This is a genomic window from Bacillus sp. ISL-41 (assembly GCF_018613235.1).
GTDB lineage: Bacteria > Bacillota > Bacilli > Bacillales > Cytobacillaceae > Mesobacillus.
Map to the genome: position 1 here is coordinate 47,159 of NZ_JAGGQP010000027.1, position 20,310 is coordinate 67,468.

Genomic DNA, 20,310 nt, shown 5'->3' on the forward strand with positions numbered 1-20,310 from the left:
TTCAATTGGCTGACCTGTAAAATCCAGAAGCAGATCATTTATTTTGTTTCCTTTGAGCTTTTAATGCTACCTTTTCAAAACCATTTCCTCTTTCCTCCGCAAATTCAATATCCGCTTTCGGAAGAGCTTTATTATGCTTCGGTTTCTTTTTCGCCATATGATCACCCCCTTTGTATATTACAGGCTAACTTTCCTATAACCTTTTCGCGGGTTCTCTCCCTTTTAGACTCTGTCAGTGGTAGAGGCTGCTCACTATGGATAGCGCTTTTTTCGCTGTTTGCCTCTTTACGTGTCTCCATAGGACCGATGGATAGCGCTTTTTCCTATGATTGCTGCTTTTCGCGTCTCCATCGGAAAAAACACCCTGGCTTTAGTTTTTGTTCTTTTTAGTCAGGTATGCTTTTTTTCACTAAGTAACTTCTAACGTTTATAAGGATTATGACCGGGTATGTTTTAGATAATAATAATCCTACCCAAACTAGGTTGTTTGGATGAAAGGAGACTTATCATGAAAAAGAAACTTTTTTATGGAATTCCAATGGCGCTTGCGATTTTTATTGGTGGTTGTTCTGCAGAGACGGACCAGGAGAATGAACCGCCTGTGGAGGATACTGAAAATGATGTGGAAGATGAGGACTTCAAACTGGATGATGATAAATCAGACAGTGATGGAGAGTAATCCCATGGTGTCCGAAAGAAATGCTGCTCCTTCATTTCGGAAGAAGCAGCATTTTTCATTTTATGGTTTGTAAGTGATTGCCTGTTTTCCAAACTGTTCCCATCCTGCAACGAACTCTTCTTTTGAGAGCTTATCATTTTTGCCGCCTAGCGGATCGTTGACATAAACGTTTTTATCGTCAAAGCCTGTGACCAGGACTGAATGCCATTTGTACGTAATCTTTTCTTTGCCTTTTTTCGTATTCCATGTTTCCCAGTGCTTGTCTGGTACGACGGCAAAGGTACTTGGTACCAGCACCCATACTGGACGGCCATCTTTTACATGCTTCTCCACTTCGTTAAATCCTTCTCCCGTCAGGTCTAATATTTTTCCGGGAAGGTAAGCTTCTCCCAGTTCCGCAACGGGACCATGATAGACACCTAGCCCCGGCTTGTCCAATGTCTTCATATTGCCGACAAATCCCTCACCCGGATGCCCCCTCATACCGCCTTTTTCAAATGGAACACGTGCAATTTCCTTTGACAACTCCATCTTGCCAACATCCTTGCCCGCATGCTGTAAGATCATAGCAAGGGTTGTGACCTCGCAGCCTCTTTCTAATTCAGGCAATTGCGATATATGGGGAGCGTCAAGTTCCACCTTTGTCTCACTGTCTTGTTCTGAGTTATTTTTTTTATTTGAGTTCTCCGTCTCAGTTTGTTGCTGCTTATCAGGGGCCGGACCTGACTCTGGAGGAGGACTATCAGCGCCCGTACACCCCGCAAGCAGGATGATCAACGGTAAAATAGCTTTTCTCAACCTTTTTCGCTCCTTTTGATAAATGTAGGATTTTCTAATGAAAAAACCTTAGTACCAAGACGGTTCTAAGGTTTTTCGTCATACATTATTCTTCAACCGATTCCTCGATTGTTTCCTGTTCCTCTTCGGTTAACTCTTCATCATTTTCGGTTGTACCTTCTTCAGGTTCATCAGGCAATTCGTGGGTTCCATCTGGTGCCGGAGGAGCTTGTTCATCCTGTTCCATCACCGGATCTTCTTCTGGGGGCGGCTCTTCTGTGGCTCCGCAGCCGGCAAGCAGTAGGCCTGTCCCAAACGTGAATGAAAGCAGTAGATTTCTTTTCTTCATGTTGCCACTCCTTCCTTTTCTGTCTTATTTTACATTTAGCCCAAATGGAGGCAGATAAACATGGACAGAGAGAATAGGGAAGGTAATATATGGTTTGTTCGGAGATTTTTAATTTTGATAAGGGATTTGAACTAATACTGCTAAAAGGATCGAAGCCACGGCGGCTATCCTGGTGCTAGTTTGTATGTACACGACCGGGGAATACTGTTAAAAGGCTCTATCGGAGAAATCCATCGAGCTTTTCTCGATTTGTGTCCATTAGAAGGGCTCTATCGGACAAATCGAAAGGACTTTTCTCGATTTGTGTTCGTTAGAAGGGCTCTATCGGACAAATCGAAAGGACTTTTCTCGATTTGTGTCCGTTAGAAGGGCTCTATCGGACAAATCCATCGAGCTTTTCTCGATTTCTGTCCGTTAGAAGGGCTCTATCGGACAAATCCATCATACTTTTCTCAATTTGTGTCCATTAGAAGGGCTCTATCGGACAAATCCATCGAGCTTTTCTCGATTTGTGTCCATTAGAAGGACTCTATCGGACAAATCCATCGAGCTTTTCTCAATTTCTGTCCGTTAGAAGGGCTCTTATGTTCATTTGATAATAAGTGGTCAATAAAAATGTAGGCCTGCTCTTTTCACAATTTGTTTCCATAGTGGAAGAAGCAATCATATAGCGGGGTGTTAAAATGAAATTAAGTGTTCTTGACCAGTCCGTCATCAGCAAGGGGGATTCAGCTGCCCAGGCGTTAACAAAGACGGTTGAGTTGGCACAGATGGCTGAAGAACTTGGTTACACCAGGTTCTGGGTGGCTGAACATCATAATACCAATGGCATCGCTGGTTCTTCGCCAGAAGTATTGATCTCCCATATAGCTTCCAGAACGAAGAAAATCAGGGTAGGTTCCGGCGGTGTTTTGCTCCCGCAATACAGCCCCTACAAAATCGCGGAAAACTTCAAAGTTCTGGAGACTTTGTTCCCTAACCGCATCGATGCTGGAATAGGCCGCTCTCCGGGCGGATCAGCCACGACAAGGCTTGCATTGACGGATGGGATGAGGAAAAGCTTAAACGAATTTCCGAGACAGGTTGAAGACCTCCAAGGATTTTTAAGAAATGATCTACCCGGGGAACACCCATATCATCAGGTAAAAGCATACCCTGAGGGATCTGGATCTCCTGAATTATGGATATTAGGAATCACTCACCGAGGTGCGAGACTTGCTGCAGAACTTGGAACTGCTTTTACATACGGCCATTTCATTACACCAGTTAATGGCAAACGGGCGCTGGAACAATATTACCGGGAATTTCAACCCTCAGCATTACTTAAAACGCCTAAAGCAAATGTTTGTGTATTTGTTATTTGCGCGGAAACACAGGATAGAGCTGAAGAATTAGCTTTAAGCCAGGATTTATGGCTTTTGCGAGTTGAAAAGGGATTGGACACAAGAATCCCATCGTTGGAAGAGGCAAGGCATGCTCCACTTACTTCTAGCGATCGCTCCAGGATCAAGGAAAATCGAAAACGGATGATCATTGGTACACCAGAAAAAGTTAGAGATGGACTTTTAAGGCTTGGCGAGGTTTACAGAACGGATGAATTTATGATCATTAACAATCTGTTTAGCTTTGAGGATAAGGTGAAGACATACACTTTGTTGGCTGACTTCCTTCTTTAATTTGTCCTTGCTGGAAGGGGGAAAGTCCCCCTCCTACTATTCCTTTAAATCTTTTTTGGTCATTTCGCTTCGGATATTAACATCTTTGGAGATATTCCGTTCTTTATTGTTAGGGTATTTGTTTTTACGTTCGCGGTTATCGTTACGATTTGTCATGGCTATCCCTCTTTCTTATTTATTGCGGCTTTTACCGGAGTTGATGTCCCGGTCATTACCTAACTGACCGTTCGTGCGGCCTTTTTCCTTAGCGATTTTCCCGCCAAGTCTTACATTAGGCTGGCTGATTTCTTTTTCCCTCATATTTGTCACCCCCAGATTTAAGATGCTCCATTTTTCAAAATAAAATTTCAGTAATTAAATCTTTAATCATTGCACATTCATTCTGTTATGTAATATAATTTATATTAAAATATCTGTTATATAACAATAGACGGTAAATTTATGAAAAGAGAGGTAGAATGGATGACTAAAACGGATGCAATTGCACGCAGGATTTTGGGTTGGAAGCTTAACAGATGGGATCGCTGGTTTGATTATGAAAAAGGCGTTTTCATCAATGACTCTGAATTCCAGCCGGAACAGAACCTTGTCCATGCGATGCTGGTTGTCGAGAGGTTGGAGAAATTGGGCTACAGATTCTCATCCAATGGAGTTTCAGAGGCCGCTTTTAACCAGTTCAAAGGTACGGGGGAAAATTTGCCTGAAGCAATCACAAATGCTGCCTATGCGATCATTGAAAATGACTCAGTCGTCTCTAGTTCATCTTTGTGGCGCAAGCTTTCGTAATACTAACAAAAAGAGCTGTCATCCGGACAACAAGGATGACAGCTCTTTTGAATTTATTCCACCTTTTCATCCTTCCCTGCCAGCCAGAATGACGCGGCAATCGATGCGATGATGACAATGAAAGGAGCGTAAAACATCGTGAATTCAGCCATTTTCAAACCCCCTATGCGTGGTCGTTCCTCTTCCCCTGAACATAGTCCTTATTAAATAAAAACAACCTCAGAAGCAGGTACAGTGATGGCAGAAGCAGCCCAAGCCCTGCAATGAACGCAATGATAAGTGCAATGGCCATCGCTTCATTTGTAAAGCTGTCGTATATGCTGAGAAACGGATATAGCAGATACGGGTAGTGCGAAATACCATAGGCAAAAAAGGCGATAAAGAATTGGCCGGTCAAAAGTCCGAACGCCACGCCATATGCCTTGCGTTTTCCAATCAGGTACACGGTTCCCACAAACAGGATGAAGGAGATGGCAAACAGCCACCATAAATCAACCAGTCTGCTGTAATGCTCAGGGTTATGGCCCCTAAGTTCCACGATGATGCCTGTTGCCGTAACGATTGCCGGCACAGACCAAATCAAGGCATACTTCCTTAGCAGTTCCGTAGCCGGTTCATCCTGTGCCTTATTCGCATACCAAGTTAAAAAAATGGCTGAGATATAAAGAACTGCAGTCAGACTCAGGACAACAATGCTCCATGTCAATGGACTGGTGAAAAGAGCCCAGTAGTCCAACGCGATCCCCGAAGCCGTCTCCTCCACAAAGCCTCCCTCTGAAATCGTCAGCACGATCGATAGTGAGGCAGGGATGAACAAGCCAGTGAGTCCATATAAATACGTGTATCTCTTATGCTTCAATCCGCCGTAAGTCGTGAACGCATAATATGCTCCGCGAATCGCGAGCAAAACAACTCCAATGCTGGCCGGTACCAGCAGGATAGTTCCATAATAATAAGCCGTTTTAGGAAAGAAGCCGACAATTCCTACGAAGAAAAACACAAGAAATACATTGGTGACCTCCCAGACAGGCGATAAGTATCGCTGGATGATTCCTGTGAGGATATGCTGCTTTCCTCTGAATAGGCTGTATGCATTGAAAAAACCTGCACCGAAATCGATGGAAGCGACGATGACATAACCAAATAGAAAGAGCCAAAGAACTGAAATCCCTACTATCTCAAGCGTCATCGAAACTCACCTTCCTTCTCCAGTTCCCTGTCTGCCAGTTCCTGTTCAACTGTATTTTTCCGAAACATTCTTGTTAATACTACGGTGCTGCCAACTGCCAGGATCAAGTATAAACCAGCAAACAGAAGCAGCATCAAATCGACCTGTCCGCTTGTCGTTGCCGCATCCTCAACTTTCATGATTCCTCGGAGGATCCATGGCTGCCTTCCAACTTCGGCGAACCACCAGCCGAGTTCAATCGCCACCATCGATAACGGTCCGCCGAAGACAATCAGCCAGCGGTACCATCTTGTCCTGATAAAACTCCATTTCATCCACACGCCCACAACATAGACAAGCGAAAGGGCCATCATCCACATCCCAATTGTCACCATTCCATCAAACAGATAATGGATGTACAATGGCGGGATCTCGTCTTCAGGGAATTCATTCAGGCCAATCACTTCAGCGTTAGGGTCGCTATGAGCCAAGATACTCAGTGCATAAGGAATTTCAAGCGCATATTTTACTTCGCCGTCATCAAGAACACCATACAACATCAACGGTGCCCCCTCATGCGTCTCAAAGTGCCACTCTGCTGCTGCCAACTTTTCTGGCTGGTATTCTGCGAGGTATTTACCCGAGAAATCGCCGATGACCGCAGCGGCAATCGAAAAGATAAGGCCAATTTTCATCGTTAAAAATAATGCTTTTTTATGGTAGACATGATCGGATCCTTTTAAAAGCCGGAATGCGCCAATCGACGCGAGTACAAATGCTGATGTCATATAAGCTGTCGCCAGCACATGGGCGACCTTTGTCGGCATCGCCGGATTAAACATCGCCAGAACCGGGTTGATATTGACCAGCTGGCCGTTCACAAGGTCAAAGCCTTGCGGCGCATTCATGAATGCATTAACAATCGTGATGAACACGGCTGAAAAAGAAGCCCCAACCGCAACTGGGATCAGCAGCAGCAAATGTTTCTTCTGGTTTTCAAACCGGTCCCATGTATATAAGTAAATTCCCAGGAAAATTGCTTCAAAGAAAAACGCGAATGTCTCCATGAACAGCGGCAGAGCGATGACATTGCCCGCCAGTTCCATAAAATTGGGCCACAGCAAGCTCAGCTGCAAGCCAATCGCCGTCCCGGTCACAACTCCGACCGCAACAGTGATGACAAAGCCGCGCGTCCATCTCCTTGCCAGCAGGATATAATGCTCATCTTGTTTTTTGATTCCCAGCCACTGAGCGATCATAATCATCAGCGGTATTCCCACCCCGATGGTGGCATAAATAATATGGAAGGATAATGTAAGCTCCGTCAACACACGGCTGAAAAAAACTGATTCTTCATTCCCCATTTTTCAATACCCCTTTTCTATCCAGCAAAAATTCGGCCGATAAAAGACAATCCCATGATTGCCGCTACAATAAAAGCAAGCCACATAAGCATTCTTTCTTGTTTTTTATACATAAAGTCACCTCTGGAGTTTGTTCACTAAATCACATTTTTACGCAGCCTTTGACCTAATCTTTTATACAGTATAAATGTGAGAGAAATATGTTATGTAATCCATTTTGGCGTCTTTCATTTCATTCCCGTTCTCCGGCCTGTTAAAACGAAAAAAAACAGTATATTGTCAGTGTGAACGTTTAGGTATTTCAAGCTTTTCTTTATATCTTTGGAAAAACCAAATAACAGCTGCCACCCACAGACCGCTGGCAAGAAAACCGCCTATGATATCGCTTGGATAATGGACACCTAGATAAACCCTGCTCAACCCAATCGCCAAGATCATAAAAGTGCTGAGGATGATGACAGTGACTCTCCCCATCCGGGTTGGAACGTGGCGCCAGAGCAGAAAAGCAAGGATGCTGTAAAACGAAAAAGCATTCATCGCATGGCCGCTCGGAAAACTGTATCCCCCTATTTCAATCAGCCTGTGGAAATCCGGTCGTTCTCGATGAAAATACAGTTTCAGCAACCTGTTCAGAATCGGTGTAATATAAACTACAGACAGAAAAACAAGGATTTCCAGCCTGTGTCTTAACACATAAAAAAGGAATAGAAAAATGGGAATCGTCAAGATTACGATGAATTTTAAAGAGCCAATATAGGTAAAGAATTTCATCGCCACAGTCAGACCGTCTGCTTCGAGCCCCTGCACAGCATCAATGACAAGCTGATCGAATACAACTAGATGTTCAGCCTGTACCAGATAAGACATAATGATAAAGCAGAATAACGAACCAAAAAAGGCGATTAATAGCTGAAGATTGAACTTCATGAACCTTGTTCCCTCCCATGAATTCTAAATCCTCCTTACTATTCCCAAATCCGTTATTTTAAAAAGACTTTTGGATGATTACCTCATTAGCAAGTTAGCAACATTCACAAGCCAAACAAAAAAAGGGATGAGTTCACTCATTCCCTTTTAAAATAACCGCCGGCCTCCCGACTGGATAATATTCAATTGTTCCGCATGCCTTAAGGGCAGTTTCATCCAGACAGTTCCTGCCGTCAAAGATGATTGGCTGCTTCATGACAGCCACTAATGCTTCGAGTTCTAGCTGCCTGAACTCCTTCCACTCTGTGACGATGAACAGCGCATCTGCACCTTTTGCAGCCTCCATTGCTGAGTCCATATATGTGATGGCATCGCCGATGACTTTCCTTGCATTGTTTGCTGCAACTGGATCGCAGGCTGCAACCTCAGCTCCAGATGCGGTTAAGGCCTGTGCAATTTTGATCGATGGTGCTTCCCTCATGTCATCCGTTTCCGGCTTGAATGAAAGGCCGAGCATGGCGATTTTCTTTCCCTTTAGCTCTCCTAAACGTTTCATCGCCTTATCAACAAGCAGCTTTTGCTGCTGGTCATTGATAGCAATCGTCTCTTCCAATAATGTAAACGGAATCCCCAGCTCCCTGGATGTATGAAGCAGCGCTTTTACATCCTTTGGAAAACAGGATCCGCCGTACCCTATTCCGGCCTTTAAAAAGGCTGATCCAATCCGTTTGTCAAAGCCCATTCCTCTCGCAACATCTTCCACGTCTGCTCCGACAGCTTCGCACAAATTGGCAATTCCATTGATAAAGCTGATCTTCGTTGCCAAAAAAGCATTGGAAGCGTATTTAATCATTTCAGCGCTTCTCACATCCGTCAATAAAAATGGCACATTCAGCGGCCGGTACATCTCCTCGATTTTTTCAGAGGCTCCCTCATCGTCAGAGCCTATGATAATCCTGTCCGCTTTCAAGGTATCCTGGATGGCTGATCCCTGCCGCAGGAACTCAGGGTTGGAGACCATCTTGATCTCAATGTTATTTTTCAACTGCCCTAGTAACAGTTGTTTCAAATATTCATTCGTGCCCACTGGCACCGTACTTTTAACCACGATAATACAATCCCGGACGATATGCTGGGCGAGATCCTTTGCCGCTTGCTCAAGAAAGCTCAAGTCCGCCTGCCCGTCATCACTCTGGGGTGTACCGACAGCAATGATGATGACTTCCGCTTCCCTTAATCCATGCTGATGGGAAGCAGTGAAGGCCAGTCTTCCTTCGGAGGAATTTTTGACCAGAAGCTCTTCAAGTCCTGGTTCATAAATCGGGGACTTCCCTTCTTTCAGGAGGTCTATTTTCCTTTCATCAACGTCTATGCAAACGACTTCGTGGCCGATTTCAGCGAGGCAGACTCCGGTGGATAACCCTACATAGCCTGTTCCAAGTACAGCGACCTTCATGTCAGTCACACTCTCTCTTCATGCCCGTCATCTCGTACACGTCATTTAAATACTGAATGACATCATCCCTGGTATCTTCTCTTTCCAGAGCAAAATCCATCGTTGCCTTTATAAAACCGATTTTATCCCCGATATCATATCGCTTGCCCTCAAAGTTGTAGGCCAATACTGCCTGCCGCCTATTCAGCTCATTAATGGCATCGGTCAATTGTATTTCTCCGCCGTGGCCGGTGGGAAGCTGTGCCAGGACTTCAAAAATTTCCGGCCTCAATACATAGCGTCCCATAATCGCATAATTGGAAGGAGCCTTATCTTTTGACGGCTTTTCTACCAGAGAATCGATATAGAATAAGTTCGGTTCCAGGTTCGCTCCCTTTGGCTTTACGATTCCATACTTACTTACATCGGTATCTGGTACGCTTTGAATAGCAATGACAGAGCTATTGCAGTATTCAAATACGTTGATGATTTGCTTTAAGCATGGGACCTCTGACTTTACTATGTCATCGCCAAGCAAAACAGCAAAAGGTTCATTGCCGATGAAACTCCTGGCGCAGAGGATAGCGTGCCCCAGGCCAAGTGCTTCCTTTTGCCTGACATAATAGATCTTTGCCAGGCTTGATATATTTTGGACTTCTTCTAAAATAGCAAGCTTATTCTTTCTTAGTAACGCATCTTCCAGCTCATAGGATTTATCGAAATGATCCTCTATCGATCTCTTTCCCCTGCCGATGATGATAATGATTTCCTCAATCCCCGAGGCTACTGCTTCCTCTACAATATATTGGATTGTCGGCTTATCAACGATCGGCAGCATTTCCTTTGGCTGCGCTTTTGTTGCCGGTAAAAATCGTGTCCCGAGCCCGGCTGCCGGGATAATCGCTTTGCGGATTTTCATATGCTGCCTCCCTTTTGAATTCCATAGTCTTGTATATTCAAAAGGCCAAGCTCCCGGCACGTTAAAGGCCTACCAATTCGAAAATAGACTATTAACGCATGAGTTAGCTAGATTTCTGTCTATTCATGAAGAGGCCTGAAAACTTTTTTAATAAAACGGGGCAGCAGCTTCGGAAGGATCTTCTTGCGCCTTTTCAACAGCACAGTCACCATCGCCTTTTTCTCTTCTTTAGTCATCATCCAATCGTCAGGGATGGTAGAAACAATTTCCTCTATTAAAAAAATCGGGATCGTCTGGATTAACTCGAGGTATTCAGTGAATGCCTCTTCTTTTTCAATAAAAGCTGCCATCATTCGCTGAGCTGAGCTCTTCCTCAACCCTGTCGGCAAATTTCCGATGCTTTGAATCTCCCAATTATAAGACCCGAGAATCTCGGCGTGGTCAATGATCCATAAATGATAAACATCCTTTGTATCTTCCTGTAATAGAATATTTTTGCGAGTCCGATCCCTGTTGCCAAGCCAATAATCAAGCAGGATGATTCCCGCCAGCGTCTCTGCATTCACAATCCCGGAGACATCTGTTACTTGGTGGCCGTCAAGGCAGTTCGGCACATACAGAGAGGCAAATTGAAACTGCGCAGGAGTAAATTGAACGTAATCAGGAATCATTGCAGCAAATTCCTCGGGAATTTCGACCAGCGTGGCAAAAGGAACAGGCAAACCGAGGTATCTTGCGAGGCAATAGGCCACCCATTCATTTGGCAAGGTTTTCCCAAAACCAGGCTGGAAAAATTTCACGACATAATCTCTGCCATCATCGAAAGCGATGAGATGGGCATTCGATTTCCCTTCTAATTTCCTTCGGTAGGCAACAGGTTTAATCATGGCTCTCCTCCTCTGCATTTCCATGGATGATTTCGTACAATAGATCGATATACTGGTCCGCAACGACTTCAATGGCAAAATGCTGCTCGACATGCTGGATAGCTGCTTTGGACATTTGCTGCTGCCAATCAGGGGAGTCAATGATGGAGTACAGCTTTTGGACGGCATCCTCGACATTTTGTCCGTAGTAGAGCATGCCGGTTTTCTCCTGGAGCACCAGCTCTGTTACAGGCATCATGTTCGACGCCACTACAGGTACACCGCATGCCATTGATTCAATAAAGGTATTGCCGAAGGATTCAGACTTGGTCGTCGCCAGCGTGCAGCCCCCGGATTTACGGATTTTCGCATAGACGTGAGGCATTTGCTGATAAGGAATGACAGGGTGCCATTTAAGGATATCTGTCAGGTTTTCCTCCTGCCATTTGGCTGCGAACTGTTCCCGTTGGACGCTTTGCGCACCGCCGATCAGCCAAATTTCAATATCCTTTCGTTCAGCTTTGATTCTTTTGGCTATTTCCAGAAGCATCGGCCAGTTTTTCCGTTTATCGACTCGGCCAATCCAACCGATGATTTTCTTTTCTTCCGGCAGCACCGGGGCTTGATGATAATCGATTTCCCTTTCCCTCAAAGGGCGGAAGAAAGATGTATCCACTCCGTTATAAATCACCTGGACTGGCTCAGTTTCAGTTAATATGGAAACGACTCGCTTTTGATAATTGGAAGGGACAATGATGGTTTCAGGTTCAATTCCCCTGAAAGTTCTTAAATGAGGCTGAAGCTTGATAATTTCTGGGGTACGGGCCTCTATAATCACCGGGCCTGTATAGTTCGCTTTCCGGATCCATTTATAGGCATCCTTCGTATCGATAACGATAATCGCATCAAAATTATTGGCTTTGATGATCCCTACTATTTCGTTTTCATCTTTCGTCAGGTAGACTGGAGCAATATCCTCCATGATATGAAGCCCGCCATGATCGGTCGTATACAAAAACTCGGTATCAATTCCATGCTTTTTAAAATAGATGGAACGATTCCTCCACCCGGCGTTCACTCCGCCAACAGTCAGCAGCCGCCAGATTACTAGTACTTTCATTTTGCAATCTCCTCTCTATGGATTGGGCATCCTCCTGGACTTATTTACTTTTTCCGTTTCTTTTTCTTCTTTTTCTTATCCAGGCTCTTCATGATTTTATCCCACGATGGGTCTCCAGCAAGGCTGTTCGTTTTTTCAGCATTTTTATTAAAAAATGATGATAAATCGATTTGTCGCTGCTTCTTGTTTTTGCCTTTAAGCTTTCTGGCCTTTTTAGGTTCCAATCCCATTTCTCTTCCCTCCCAGTATTCATCGATTTTATCCATGACCGCTTCAGGGTCTTCCCCACGGGCAAGCATCGTCTTCACCCATTCCTCCTTGAACACCTTGTGCATCATGTTTTCCAGCTGGCGCAGATGGACCTTTTTATCAGAAGTCGTTAACAGACGGTCACTTAATTCGCGTAACTTTTCCTTATCCGGTTCCTCTTCAAGCAAGAGATAATAGATTTCGCGGGAGATGTCTTCCATCTCGATATAGTACTTCCATTCCTCATACAGCTCTGGCTTCAGGGATTGAACATGCTCCAAAAAGATCTTCTTATTCTTTTCACCAAGTGAAGTCATCAGCTTCCTGGGATAAGGATATACCCTGTCACGCCAAACGGCCCTGGCAACATCAATCACCTTCAGAGTGCCATCAGGCTGAAGGTAGATTTGCCTTTTATGATGATCAATCCGGTCATAGCCAATCTCCTTGAAGGTGATCAGCATGTGGATTAATTTCAGCGACAGCTCCTCACTCAAAGGCTGGGACTGCAAATACTCCCTAACATCCACCCCTTTGATGATCTCCATGGCAATGTACAAATCTCCCTTCGCATACAGGCGTGGAAAAAGATCTGATTGCTGGCCGAGAGAAAGAGCGTAATACTCTCGCTCACAGTCCTCCTCATTGCCAAACACCTTCACACAAATATCATCGCTCAATTTAAAAACAGCCCCCTGGCGGCCCTTTCCGATCATCACAAGAGGGGAATCATTCACAACGTCTACATCCTCATTCTCCAGGTTCGTAACCCTGATCTCCTTCATGCACTTTTTCAAATACTTCGTATCCACAATGCTCCTCCTTGCTATCCTCAAGTTTCAGTTCTTAATTAATAAATTCAAGGTTGGCCAAAAACGTAAGGGCATGAATCTAGTAAAAGCAAAATGTGTGCAAGTAGAGATGTTAGTGGAGATGGATGACGGACAATAATTGCTTTGTTTAAATCTTTTCTGTCCGTCATGACCCTGATGACCGACAATAATTGCTTTGCTTGCTTCTTTTCTGTCCGTCATAGCTGGTTGATGGACAGAAATTGCTGAGTTCCCACCCTTGTTGTCCATCATGACCAGATTGGCGGTTATATCTCGGTTCGGCTTTGGTTCAATGTCATCCACCAATGGCTGGCGCTTTTTTTCTTTGTCCTGTAGAGGTAAAATAAATCTGAAAGGAAGTGGAAAGATGGCAAACTCAACTGCAGGCACCAGTCAGTCGCATTTAACTCAATATATCCCGCCTAAGGGCATGTACGAACAATTTGAGGATGAACCTCATTATCTCGAGAAGGTCAAAGAATGGGGTTTGAGCACGAAGAAAGAGTTTTGGTATAAAGATAGATACCAGCATTGTCTTGTTACGATAAAGGGGTATGAAATCTTCGGTGAAACAGCTGAATTTAATACTCTGGTGGTTGAATTTCCGGATGGCACCTTAACTTGTATCCACCCGGCGTACCTAAAGGAGATGCAATCTTCCGGCTTTGGGAAGGAAATCATCACTCCAGCTTCCGGAGATGGAAGTGAAGCAGCAGAGGTGAAGATAGAGAAGCCTAAAGCAGCGGCACCAGCGGCGACAGAAGCTAAAGAAAAAACTCCTGTAAAAAGGGAAAAAGCTAAAAAGGAAAAGGCTCCTAAATTAGTGCTGCCAGAGGAAAAGGTCCATTTTACAGCGACGGTAAAGCAGTTTGCGCTTAGCTGGAACCATTTCAATGAAGATAATGACGAAGTAGTCGTGTTCGAGAATGTCAGGATCGAGCAGGAAGAACCAATCGAGGTTGGCCTGGCATGGGGCTCACACAGCAAAACACTGAAAAAGCACGAACTCGAGCCTGGACAGCAGCTTGAATTCGACGGCAAAATCGTCAAAAAAAGCCTTCCAAAAGGCAAGGACGTCGAAGATGAATCTATGCTTCTCGATGTTTCGGTCTCTTACAAAATCAATAACCCTTCAAAAATCACTAAAAAATAAAGATGGACTGGCGTCATAAAAGCCAGTCCGTTTGTTTATTTATAAGAAAATATATACTTTTGGCATTAAGATAATTGTCCAGCTCCAGCGCCTAGCCCCTCGAGACGCTTCGGTCCTGTCAATGAAGTCAAATGACGACTTCACTGTCAGGCCCTCCAGCGCTTTTCGGGGCTTACCAAGGCGCTTACGCTTTTCTTATTTTGAAAAGGTTTGGAGAAATTGGATCAGTGCCGGGCCCAGCAAAACGATGAACAAGCTTGGAAAAATAAACAGGACAAGAGGAAACAGCATCTTCACTGGGGCCTTCATAGCTTCTTCCTCGGCGCGCTGCCTCCGTCGTTCCCGAACCTCATTCGACTGGACACGGAGAACCTGAACCATACCTATTCCCAGCTTTTCAGCCTGCAGGATGCTGCTGATGAAAGCTCGTACTTCCTCGACTTCGATCCTATTTTTGATTCCGGAAAGCGCTTCTCTCCTCGTCCGGCCAAGTCTCAGCTCTTCAAGGCTCCGATGGAACTCGGCAGACAGGACGCCATTCTTTTTCGCTACGACCTTGCTGACTGCCGAATCAAATCCAAGTCCAGCTTCCAGGCTGACCGTCAATAGATCGAGGATATCGGGAAGTTCTTTCAAGGCGCTTTTATTCCTTGCCTTTTTCTTGATGCTTAAATAATAGTGTGGCAGGAAAATGCCGGCTGCGAGACCTATGATCAGGAACAGGAATATCCCCGCATAGCCTGCCTGGAGGAGGGCCCCATATCCGCCTGCCAAAAGCGGGAGCAGAAGCACGAGGGAGATTTGCAGCAGCCTGAAATCAACAGGTGACATTCCAAAAGGACTTCCGGCCAGCTGAAGCTTCGTCTCGATTTTCGCTTCCTTTTCGCCTGGCATCCTCCGCTTAAAGCTTCTTTTGAAATCATTCATCAATGGCTTTCCGATTCGCTCAAATAGGGAAGCATTGCTGGCTTTTTCAGTGATATCCGGATTCTCTTCCTTCACGCCGCTGACGAAGGTTGACATACGCTTTTTCAGGTGGGTGGCCTTCTCTGCCCGCATTAAGTACAGTCCATAGATGGCTAATGAAATCGTTAAGAAAAATGTAAAATATAGCATCCCTACACCTCGACTGCCGTAATTTTGCGAATCAGAACGAAACCAATGATGCCGGAGAAAATGCCGGCGACCGTCAATGCAATTCCTATTGGATGACGGAAAAGCGTTCCGATATATTCAGGTTCGATTAAATAAAGGACGAAAGCCAAAATGATCGGGAGCAAACCAATGACAATTCCCGATAGTCTCCCTTGAGCTGTCAGGGAAGATATCTGCCTGTGGATTTTCGTCCGCTCCCTGATAGTCTGGACAATTTTATCAAGCACTGTCGCGAGATTCCCGCCTACCTGACGCTGAATCAAAATTGCCTGGATCATTAAATCCAAATCTTCGCTGGGCATTCTTTCTTTAAGCTCATTCAAGGAATCCTCCAGGCTGGCTCCATATTGCATCTCTTTGATGACACTGTCCATTTCTTCCTTTATCGGTGAACCCGCTTCTTCTATCACTGTTTTCAAAGCCTGCTGAAAACTAAACCCGGCTCTTAAAGAACCGACAATCGTGGAAATCATGTCTGGAAGCCCCTCGTTGAATTTCACGATTCGTTCCTTGATTTTCTTTTTTACATACCAGCCCGGCAACAAGAATCCTATGAAAAAGCCGACAACCATCAGGAGCATGTTTCCGGAAACAAGGAGCATTAAAAATCCCGTGACTCCTGCTGCCAGCCATTTGAATAGGATATATTCCTCAGGCTTAAGTGGAAGCCCTGACCTTCTGAGCATGGTCTCGAGCTTCGAATTCTTCTCCTTGGTCAGCATGTTTTTCCTGACCTTTTGCTTTGTCATTTGGTAGTAAACCATCAAATCATATTGCTTCCGGTCAAGCTTCGTCCCTGAACTGGACAGGTATTTTTCAATTCGCTTCTCCAGACGCTTGTCCGAAAGAAAAATCCGATGGAAAATCGAATAGAACAGTAAAAATACTGTCATCATGAACAGGGCGGAAAGGATATAGATCATGCTCCCCACTCCTCGCCTTCGATAAAGACATTTGCTGGAATGTGGATGCCTGATGCTTCAAGGCGCTCATAGAACTTAGGGCGGACACCAGTAGGAACAAGATGCCCGATGATTTTTCCATCCTCATTTACTCCCTGTTGCTTATATGTAAAAATATCCTGGAGGACGATGACATCGCCTTCCATTCCCTGCACCTCGGTAATGCTGGTGATTTTCCTGGTGCCATCCTTCAAACGCGATTGCTGAATGATGACGTCAAGCGCACCGGCGATTTGTTCACGGATTGCTTTTACCGGAAGCTCAACACCTGCAAGCAGTACCATCGTTTCCAGACGGGCAATCATATCCCTTGCGCTATTGGAGTGACCGGTTGCCAGAGAACCATCATGTCCGGTATTCATAGCCTGAAGCATATCCAGGGCTTCGGCACCGCGGACCTCACCAATTACGACCCGATCCGGCCTCATCCGAAGCGAATTCCTCACAAGATCCCTTATTGTGATTGAACCCTTCCCCTCGATATTGGGCGGCCTTGATTCCAGTGAGACGACATGGTCCTGCCCCAGCTGAAGCTCAGCCGCATCCTCGATTGTGATAATCCTCTCATCATGAGGGATAAAGTTGGACAATACATTGAGTGTGGTCGTTTTTCCGGAGCCCGTTCCGCCGGAGACGAAAATATTAAGCCTTGCTTTTACACAGGCCTCCAGGAAAATCGCCATTTCATTGCTGAGTGTCCCGAAGTTGACCAAATCTTCAATTTGAAAGGGGTCCTTCGAGAACTTCCTGATCGTAACTGTCGGCCCATTCAATGCCAGCGGAGGAATGATCGCGTTGACACGTGAACCATCCGGCAGCCGCGCATCTACCATCGGCGAGCTTTCATCGATTCTCCTGCCAAGAGGTGCAACGATTTTATCGATGATGCTCATGACATGCTCTTCGTCTCTGAACATGATTGAAGTCAGCTCAATCTTCCCTTTTCGTTCACAATAGACCTGAGCCGGTCCATTTACCATAACTTCGCTGACATCTTCATCAATCAAAAGCGGATTGATTGGTCCAAACCCCGTCAAATCATTTCTCAGTTCATCGACGACCTTTTTCCGGTCAATGCTGCCCCTGAATTGTTCATCCTCTTTCATGATTTCGATCGCCATTCCATCTAGTTGAGGAATGATGTCTTCTACAGGTGCATCTTTAAAATCCTGAAGAATCTTTTTATGAATGAGGTTTTTAAGCTCCTGATGTTTATCCTGTTTCCTTTTGACTTCCGGACTGACAGCCTCTTTTTTATGTGGTTCCCTGAACACAGACCGGATATCTACCTTCGGTTGCGAGTCAGCCTGGGCAAAAAATTCGTCCTGCTGGCTCTCGATTGCTTCGACTTGCTGTGTCCTTTCCTGGATGCGGTTCAGAAGGCTCATTATGCTGTTCCTCCCTTCATGCGTTTTCTGCCAATTAATTTTGATAGGAAAGAAGGTCCTTTCGCTTCCTTGAACAAGGTAATTTCCCGCCTGCTCGAGATTCTTTCAGCCATTTTAAAAATGGCTTTGGCTACATCGGTCTTGCCCTGGTTGATGACAAAAGGAATTCCAATATTAAGTGATTGTGAACATGTTTGAAAGTCATTCGGGATATATACAGGATCCTCGTAGCCAAGAATCCTTGCCGCATCTGCTGCCTGGATGACGCTCTCCATGTTTGCCCGATTCACTACGAGTGTGACTTTATTTTTCAGTTCGAGGATATCGAAGGTCTCGAGCATCAGCTTCGTATTTTTCAACGCTGTCATCTCGAGATTGGCCATAACCATGATTTGGTCTGCTTTTTCAGCGATATGGACTGTATGATCATTAAGGCCTACAGACGTATCAACGACCACATAATCATAATTCAGCAGCATAAAGTCGAGGATTTTATCGACGGCTTCTTTCGTGACAAGATCTGCATACTCAGGCCGGTCCGGAGCCGCCATGACCTTCACACCGCTTTCATGCTTCGACATATAGCCTTCCATAGAATGTTCATCGAGAGTGCTCATCCCCTCAATCACTTCTTTAATGGTAAAAGCAGACTTCAAATCCATGGCTAGCCCGATATCACCAAATTGAAAATCCCCATCCAATATCGCTACAGATATATTTTTCTTCACTAAAGCTCCAGCCAGATTGACCGTGAGGACCGTGCGACCAATCCCGCCTTTTGCACTGCAAACGGCAATAAGCTCGCCACGTTTCATCTTAGCCGGCTTCTTTTCATGTATTTGCAGTTCATCCGTGTTTTCCATGATTGGTCACCCTCCATCTTCTTCAATCTTGGTCGCTGTCGCCCGCTTCTTTTTCTGTTATGACTGGCCGCTTATGCAGCATGAAATGGATATTGCCTTGTTCAGCCGAATTGACAAGTTTTAAAGCATCCGCCGGCTTAAGTTCTACCGTAACTGAAGTATATTCGGCATATGGCTCTTGTGTATCCTCAGGAAGGACCATTTTCCGCCCAACCGCCAGTACCCTTGCTTTTTCCAAGATGATTTTAGACTCAACTTTCCCTTCCTGCCCCGGCAGCTTTTTAGAGAACATAATGTCGACTTCATCTTCAGGTTCAATCAGGTTTGCAGTTGATTGATTTAAATTTACTCCCACAGAAACAGCACGATAACCATCCCTGACTTTTCTTGAAACATAGATATTTTCTGCAGTCTGGGATCCCAGCCGGTGGGAAAGGATTGGCTCGCCTTGTTCAATCTCAGCGTTCGCCAGCTTCCCCTCAACATCGCCAAAGCTTTTAATGGAGTTGGCGTGCAATGCCTTTTCAGGAACCATGGCAGTTTCCAGTTTTGCAGAAGTGATTTGCTCATTTTTCTCGATTTTTTCTTTGGCGACAACAATCTCCACCAAATTGCTGTTCATCGCCTTTTCAGCTTTCACTTGATTCATATATTGAAAGAATAAAAACGTCGTTACTATACCCATTACTAATGCGAGGACCAAAACAAGCTTTGACCGCATATTTGATCACCTACTCCGTTATTCGAATGCTGTATGCGCCCTTAAAGGCGGCTGTTTCACCTTCAAAACCCGTTCCTGCGCGTTTGATGAAAATCCCCTTGATTGAAGTGTCATGGCTGTCCATTGGGTCGGTAATATAGAAATAAGCGAAACCAGTGATTTTCACTTCTTTTACCTGGTTGACATCCGTGCTGTATGGTTTATAGACAGGGACAAGCAGGATCCTTGAACAGTTCCTTGAATTTATATCCCTTGGGAGTTCTGGACAAGAATTCACTTTCTCCTTGACCACTTCCCTTGTTTTACCGGCAATATTACCTGTTTGTGTGATGACGATATCCCCTACAGAAAGCTCGTTTTGATAGCCATTACGGAGGTTTTCTTCATATGGACGGGCTCCTGTATCACCCAGTGCAAGGACTCCAAAGTTGCCATATTCTACTCCGCCAGTATCCACTTTCAGCTGGTATTCCTTATTAAACTCCAATGGAATGCTGTCATCGATGCCAAGCGGTGCTGCACCTTCTGCCCGTCCCATCGTTCTTAACTCAGCAGCAGAATGCGCTTGGACATTGACAGTTTCAAAGCCAAGTAGTTTTGAGAATGCGAGGTCTACCTTTTTGGACAAATCAATACCGACTTTCTTCTCCATATCTATTGAAATATCATCTACATTCGAGCCGTCTTTATGGGCTGCAACGATGCTTCGTACCACCTCTTCAACCTTCGCTTCATTGTTTGTCAGCTCCTGGGCTCCAGAAAGGACCGCCGCATTAGCTGTTTTCTGAAGCTCCGCCTTCGTCATATATACCATCCCGCCATCAATTGCGAGACCGGCCATACTAAGGATGACAAACATCGAAAGGGCAGCCAATAGAATGGTGTTTCCTGATTCCTCCGCTAACCATCTTCGTGCCATA

General features: G+C 45.0%; 24 protein-coding genes. 4 read left to right on the top strand and 20 right to left on the bottom strand.

The window, feature by feature from the left end; genetic code table 11:
• Window positions 1-34 precede the first annotated feature (34 nt).
• Window positions 35-157: a hypothetical protein gene (locus J7I80_RS23515; protein ID WP_285289144.1), complete on the bottom strand. Its 123-nt coding sequence runs from the start codon at window positions 155-157 to the stop codon at window positions 35-37.
• A gap of 351 nt (window positions 158-508) precedes the next feature.
• Here J7I80_RS23515 and J7I80_RS13060 point away from each other — a divergent pair, with 351 nt between their 5' ends.
• Complete coding sequence (locus J7I80_RS13060) at window positions 509-679, top strand: hypothetical protein (protein ID WP_214738791.1); 171 nt, start codon at window positions 509-511, stop codon at window positions 677-679.
• A gap of 60 nt (window positions 680-739) precedes the next feature.
• Here J7I80_RS13060 and J7I80_RS13065 read toward each other — a convergent pair whose 3' ends face one another.
• Window positions 740-1,477: a C39 family peptidase gene (locus J7I80_RS13065; RefSeq protein WP_214738792.1), complete on the bottom strand. Its 738-nt coding sequence runs from the start codon at window positions 1,475-1,477 to the stop codon at window positions 740-742.
• Between the two features lie 85 nt (window positions 1,478-1,562).
• Window positions 1,563-1,805, bottom strand: a complete 243-nt coding sequence (locus J7I80_RS13070; RefSeq protein WP_214738793.1) for a hypothetical protein — start codon at window positions 1,803-1,805, stop codon at window positions 1,563-1,565.
• A 683-nt stretch (window positions 1,806-2,488) separates the two neighbouring features.
• On the opposite strand from J7I80_RS13070, the gene J7I80_RS13075 reads away from it, so the two are divergent.
• Window positions 2,489-3,481 carry an LLM class flavin-dependent oxidoreductase gene (locus J7I80_RS13075; protein WP_214738794.1) on the top strand — a complete coding sequence of 331 codons (993 nt, stop codon included), beginning with the start codon at window positions 2,489-2,491 and terminating at the stop codon, window positions 3,479-3,481.
• Between the two features lie 171 nt (window positions 3,482-3,652).
• On the opposite strand, the gene J7I80_RS23520 is transcribed toward J7I80_RS13075, so the two are convergent.
• Window positions 3,653-3,781 carry a hypothetical protein gene (locus tag J7I80_RS23520; protein ID WP_285289145.1) on the bottom strand — a complete coding sequence of 43 codons (129 nt, stop codon included), beginning with the start codon at window positions 3,779-3,781 and terminating at the stop codon, window positions 3,653-3,655.
• A 162-nt stretch (window positions 3,782-3,943) separates the two neighbouring features.
• On the opposite strand from J7I80_RS23520, the gene J7I80_RS13080 reads away from it, so the two are divergent.
• The gene (locus J7I80_RS13080) at window positions 3,944-4,267 is read left to right on the top strand and encodes a BC1872 family protein (protein ID WP_214738795.1); all 324 of its coding nucleotides are present in this window, start codon (window positions 3,944-3,946) and stop codon (window positions 4,265-4,267) included.
• A 53-nt stretch (window positions 4,268-4,320) separates the two neighbouring features.
• Here J7I80_RS13080 and cydS read toward each other — a convergent pair whose 3' ends face one another.
• From cydS to J7I80_RS13125, 10 genes are all read right to left on the bottom strand, one after another.
• Window positions 4,321-4,419, bottom strand: a complete 99-nt coding sequence (cydS, locus tag J7I80_RS23740) for a cytochrome bd oxidase small subunit CydS family protein (RefSeq protein ID WP_396654820.1) — start codon at window positions 4,417-4,419, stop codon at window positions 4,321-4,323.
• Window positions 4,420-4,430: 11 nt separating this feature from the next.
• Window positions 4,431-5,456 (bottom strand): cytochrome d ubiquinol oxidase subunit II, encoded by a 1,026-nt coding sequence (locus J7I80_RS13085; RefSeq protein ID WP_214738796.1) that lies wholly within the window; start codon window positions 5,454-5,456, stop codon window positions 4,431-4,433.
• Complete coding sequence (locus tag J7I80_RS13090; protein WP_214738797.1) at window positions 5,453-6,799, bottom strand: cytochrome ubiquinol oxidase subunit I; 1,347 nt, start codon at window positions 6,797-6,799, stop codon at window positions 5,453-5,455. Before J7I80_RS13090 ends, J7I80_RS13085 begins: the two co-directional genes overlap by 4 nt.
• Window positions 6,800-7,078: 279 nt before the next feature.
• Window positions 7,079-7,726 carry a phosphatase PAP2 family protein gene (locus tag J7I80_RS13095; protein ID WP_214738798.1) on the bottom strand — a complete coding sequence of 216 codons (648 nt, stop codon included), beginning with the start codon at window positions 7,724-7,726 and terminating at the stop codon, window positions 7,079-7,081.
• A gap of 133 nt (window positions 7,727-7,859) precedes the next feature.
• Window positions 7,860-9,182, bottom strand: coding sequence for a UDP-glucose dehydrogenase family protein (locus tag J7I80_RS13100; RefSeq protein WP_214738916.1), 1,323 nt, complete (start codon window positions 9,180-9,182; stop codon window positions 7,860-7,862).
• 1 nt (window position 9,183) lies between these two features.
• Window positions 9,184-10,080 (bottom strand): UTP--glucose-1-phosphate uridylyltransferase GalU, encoded by an 897-nt coding sequence (gene galU, locus J7I80_RS13105; protein WP_214738799.1) that lies wholly within the window; start codon window positions 10,078-10,080, stop codon window positions 9,184-9,186.
• Between the two features lie 119 nt (window positions 10,081-10,199).
• Window positions 10,200-10,967: a HipA family kinase gene (locus J7I80_RS13110; protein WP_214738800.1), complete on the bottom strand. Its 768-nt coding sequence runs from the start codon at window positions 10,965-10,967 to the stop codon at window positions 10,200-10,202.
• Window positions 10,960-12,066 (bottom strand): glycosyltransferase family 4 protein, encoded by a 1,107-nt coding sequence (locus J7I80_RS13115; protein ID WP_214738801.1) that lies wholly within the window; start codon window positions 12,064-12,066, stop codon window positions 10,960-10,962. The genes J7I80_RS13110 and J7I80_RS13115 overlap by 8 nt, the downstream gene beginning before the upstream one ends.
• Before the next feature lie 44 nt (window positions 12,067-12,110).
• A complete protein-coding gene (locus J7I80_RS13120) occupies window positions 12,111-13,127 on the bottom strand; it encodes a serine/threonine-protein kinase (RefSeq protein WP_214738802.1) in 1,017 nt (338 codons plus the stop codon).
• 27 nt (window positions 13,128-13,154) lie between these two features.
• Window positions 13,155-13,538 (bottom strand): hypothetical protein, encoded by a 384-nt coding sequence (locus J7I80_RS13125; RefSeq protein WP_214738803.1) that lies wholly within the window; start codon window positions 13,536-13,538, stop codon window positions 13,155-13,157.
• Between J7I80_RS13125 and J7I80_RS13130 the strand changes: the two genes are divergently transcribed.
• Window positions 13,516-14,301 carry a hypothetical protein gene (locus J7I80_RS13130; protein WP_214738804.1) on the top strand — a complete coding sequence of 262 codons (786 nt, stop codon included), beginning with the start codon at window positions 13,516-13,518 and terminating at the stop codon, window positions 14,299-14,301. The genes J7I80_RS13125 and J7I80_RS13130 overlap by 23 nt on opposite strands.
• Before the next feature lie 195 nt (window positions 14,302-14,496).
• Here J7I80_RS13130 and J7I80_RS13135 read toward each other — a convergent pair whose 3' ends face one another.
• From J7I80_RS13135 to J7I80_RS13160, 6 genes are read right to left on the bottom strand one after another with little or no spacing between them, the layout of a single operon-like run.
• Window positions 14,497-15,417, bottom strand: a complete 921-nt coding sequence (locus J7I80_RS13135) for a type II secretion system F family protein (RefSeq protein WP_214738805.1) — start codon at window positions 15,415-15,417, stop codon at window positions 14,497-14,499.
• Between the two features lie 2 nt (window positions 15,418-15,419).
• Window positions 15,420-16,379 (bottom strand): type II secretion system F family protein, encoded by a 960-nt coding sequence (locus J7I80_RS13140; RefSeq protein WP_214738806.1) that lies wholly within the window; start codon window positions 16,377-16,379, stop codon window positions 15,420-15,422.
• On the bottom strand, window positions 16,376-17,806 hold the full coding sequence (locus J7I80_RS13145; RefSeq protein ID WP_214738807.1) for a TadA family conjugal transfer-associated ATPase: 1,431 nt from the start codon (window positions 17,804-17,806) through the stop codon (window positions 16,376-16,378). The genes J7I80_RS13140 and J7I80_RS13145 overlap by 4 nt, the downstream gene beginning before the upstream one ends.
• Window positions 17,806-18,669 (bottom strand): CpaE/TadZ family protein, encoded by an 864-nt coding sequence (locus J7I80_RS13150; protein WP_214738808.1) that lies wholly within the window; start codon window positions 18,667-18,669, stop codon window positions 17,806-17,808. Before J7I80_RS13150 ends, J7I80_RS13145 begins: the two co-directional genes overlap by 1 nt.
• A 22-nt stretch (window positions 18,670-18,691) precedes the next feature.
• The gene (cpaB, locus tag J7I80_RS13155; protein WP_214738809.1) at window positions 18,692-19,390 is read right to left on the bottom strand and encodes a Flp pilus assembly protein CpaB; all 699 of its coding nucleotides are present in this window, start codon (window positions 19,388-19,390) and stop codon (window positions 18,692-18,694) included.
• Between the two features lie 10 nt (window positions 19,391-19,400).
• On the bottom strand, window positions 19,401-20,309 hold the full coding sequence (locus tag J7I80_RS13160) for a pilus assembly protein TadG-related protein (RefSeq protein WP_214738810.1): 909 nt from the start codon (window positions 20,307-20,309) through the stop codon (window positions 19,401-19,403).
• Window position 20,310 lies beyond the last annotated feature (1 nt).

Bases quoted from the DNA above. Each gene is read 5' to 3' on its own strand.
- J7I80_RS23515 (WP_285289144.1), bottom strand. From the start codon at position 157: ATGGCGAAAAAGAAACCGAAGCATAATAAAGCTCTTCCGAAAGCGGAT.
- J7I80_RS13060 (WP_214738791.1), top strand. From the start codon at position 509: ATGAAAAAGAAACTTTTTTATGGAATTCCAATGGCGCTTGCGATTTTT.
- J7I80_RS13070 (WP_214738793.1), bottom strand. From the start codon at position 1,805: ATGAAGAAAAGAAATCTACTGCTTTCATTCACGTTTGGGACAGGCCTA.
- J7I80_RS13075 (WP_214738794.1), top strand. From the start codon at position 2,489: ATGAAATTAAGTGTTCTTGACCAGTCCGTCATCAGCAAGGGGGATTCA.
- J7I80_RS23520 (WP_285289145.1), bottom strand. From the start codon at position 3,781: ATGAGGGAAAAAGAAATCAGCCAGCCTAATGTAAGACTTGGCGGGAAA.
- J7I80_RS13080 (WP_214738795.1), top strand. From the start codon at position 3,944: ATGACTAAAACGGATGCAATTGCACGCAGGATTTTGGGTTGGAAGCTT.
- cydS (WP_396654820.1), bottom strand. From the start codon at position 4,419: ATGGCTGAATTCACGATGTTTTACGCTCCTTTCATTGTCATCATCGCA.
- J7I80_RS13085 (WP_214738796.1), bottom strand. From the start codon at position 5,456: ATGACGCTTGAGATAGTAGGGATTTCAGTTCTTTGGCTCTTTCTATTT.
- J7I80_RS13090 (WP_214738797.1), bottom strand. From the start codon at position 6,799: ATGGGGAATGAAGAATCAGTTTTTTTCAGCCGTGTGTTGACGGAGCTT.
- J7I80_RS13095 (WP_214738798.1), bottom strand. From the start codon at position 7,726: ATGAAGTTCAATCTTCAGCTATTAATCGCCTTTTTTGGTTCGTTATTC.
- J7I80_RS13100 (WP_214738916.1), bottom strand. From the start codon at position 9,182: ATGAAGGTCGCTGTACTTGGAACAGGCTATGTAGGGTTATCCACCGGA.
- galU (WP_214738799.1), bottom strand. From the start codon at position 10,080: ATGAAAATCCGCAAAGCGATTATCCCGGCAGCCGGGCTCGGGACACGA.
- J7I80_RS13110 (WP_214738800.1), bottom strand. From the start codon at position 10,967: ATGATTAAACCTGTTGCCTACCGAAGGAAATTAGAAGGGAAATCGAAT.
- J7I80_RS13115 (WP_214738801.1), bottom strand. From the start codon at position 12,066: ATGAAAGTACTAGTAATCTGGCGGCTGCTGACTGTTGGCGGAGTGAAC.
- J7I80_RS13130 (WP_214738804.1), top strand. From the start codon at position 13,516: ATGGCAAACTCAACTGCAGGCACCAGTCAGTCGCATTTAACTCAATAT.
- J7I80_RS13135 (WP_214738805.1), bottom strand. From the start codon at position 15,417: ATGCTATATTTTACATTTTTCTTAACGATTTCATTAGCCATCTATGGA.
- J7I80_RS13140 (WP_214738806.1), bottom strand. From the start codon at position 16,379: ATGATCTATATCCTTTCCGCCCTGTTCATGATGACAGTATTTTTACTG.
- J7I80_RS13145 (WP_214738807.1), bottom strand. From the start codon at position 17,806: ATGAGCCTTCTGAACCGCATCCAGGAAAGGACACAGCAAGTCGAAGCA.
- J7I80_RS13150 (WP_214738808.1), bottom strand. From the start codon at position 18,669: ATGGAAAACACGGATGAACTGCAAATACATGAAAAGAAGCCGGCTAAG.
- cpaB (WP_214738809.1), bottom strand. From the start codon at position 19,390: ATGCGGTCAAAGCTTGTTTTGGTCCTCGCATTAGTAATGGGTATAGTA.
- J7I80_RS13160 (WP_214738810.1), bottom strand. From the start codon at position 20,309: ATGGCACGAAGATGGTTAGCGGAGGAATCAGGAAACACCATTCTATTG.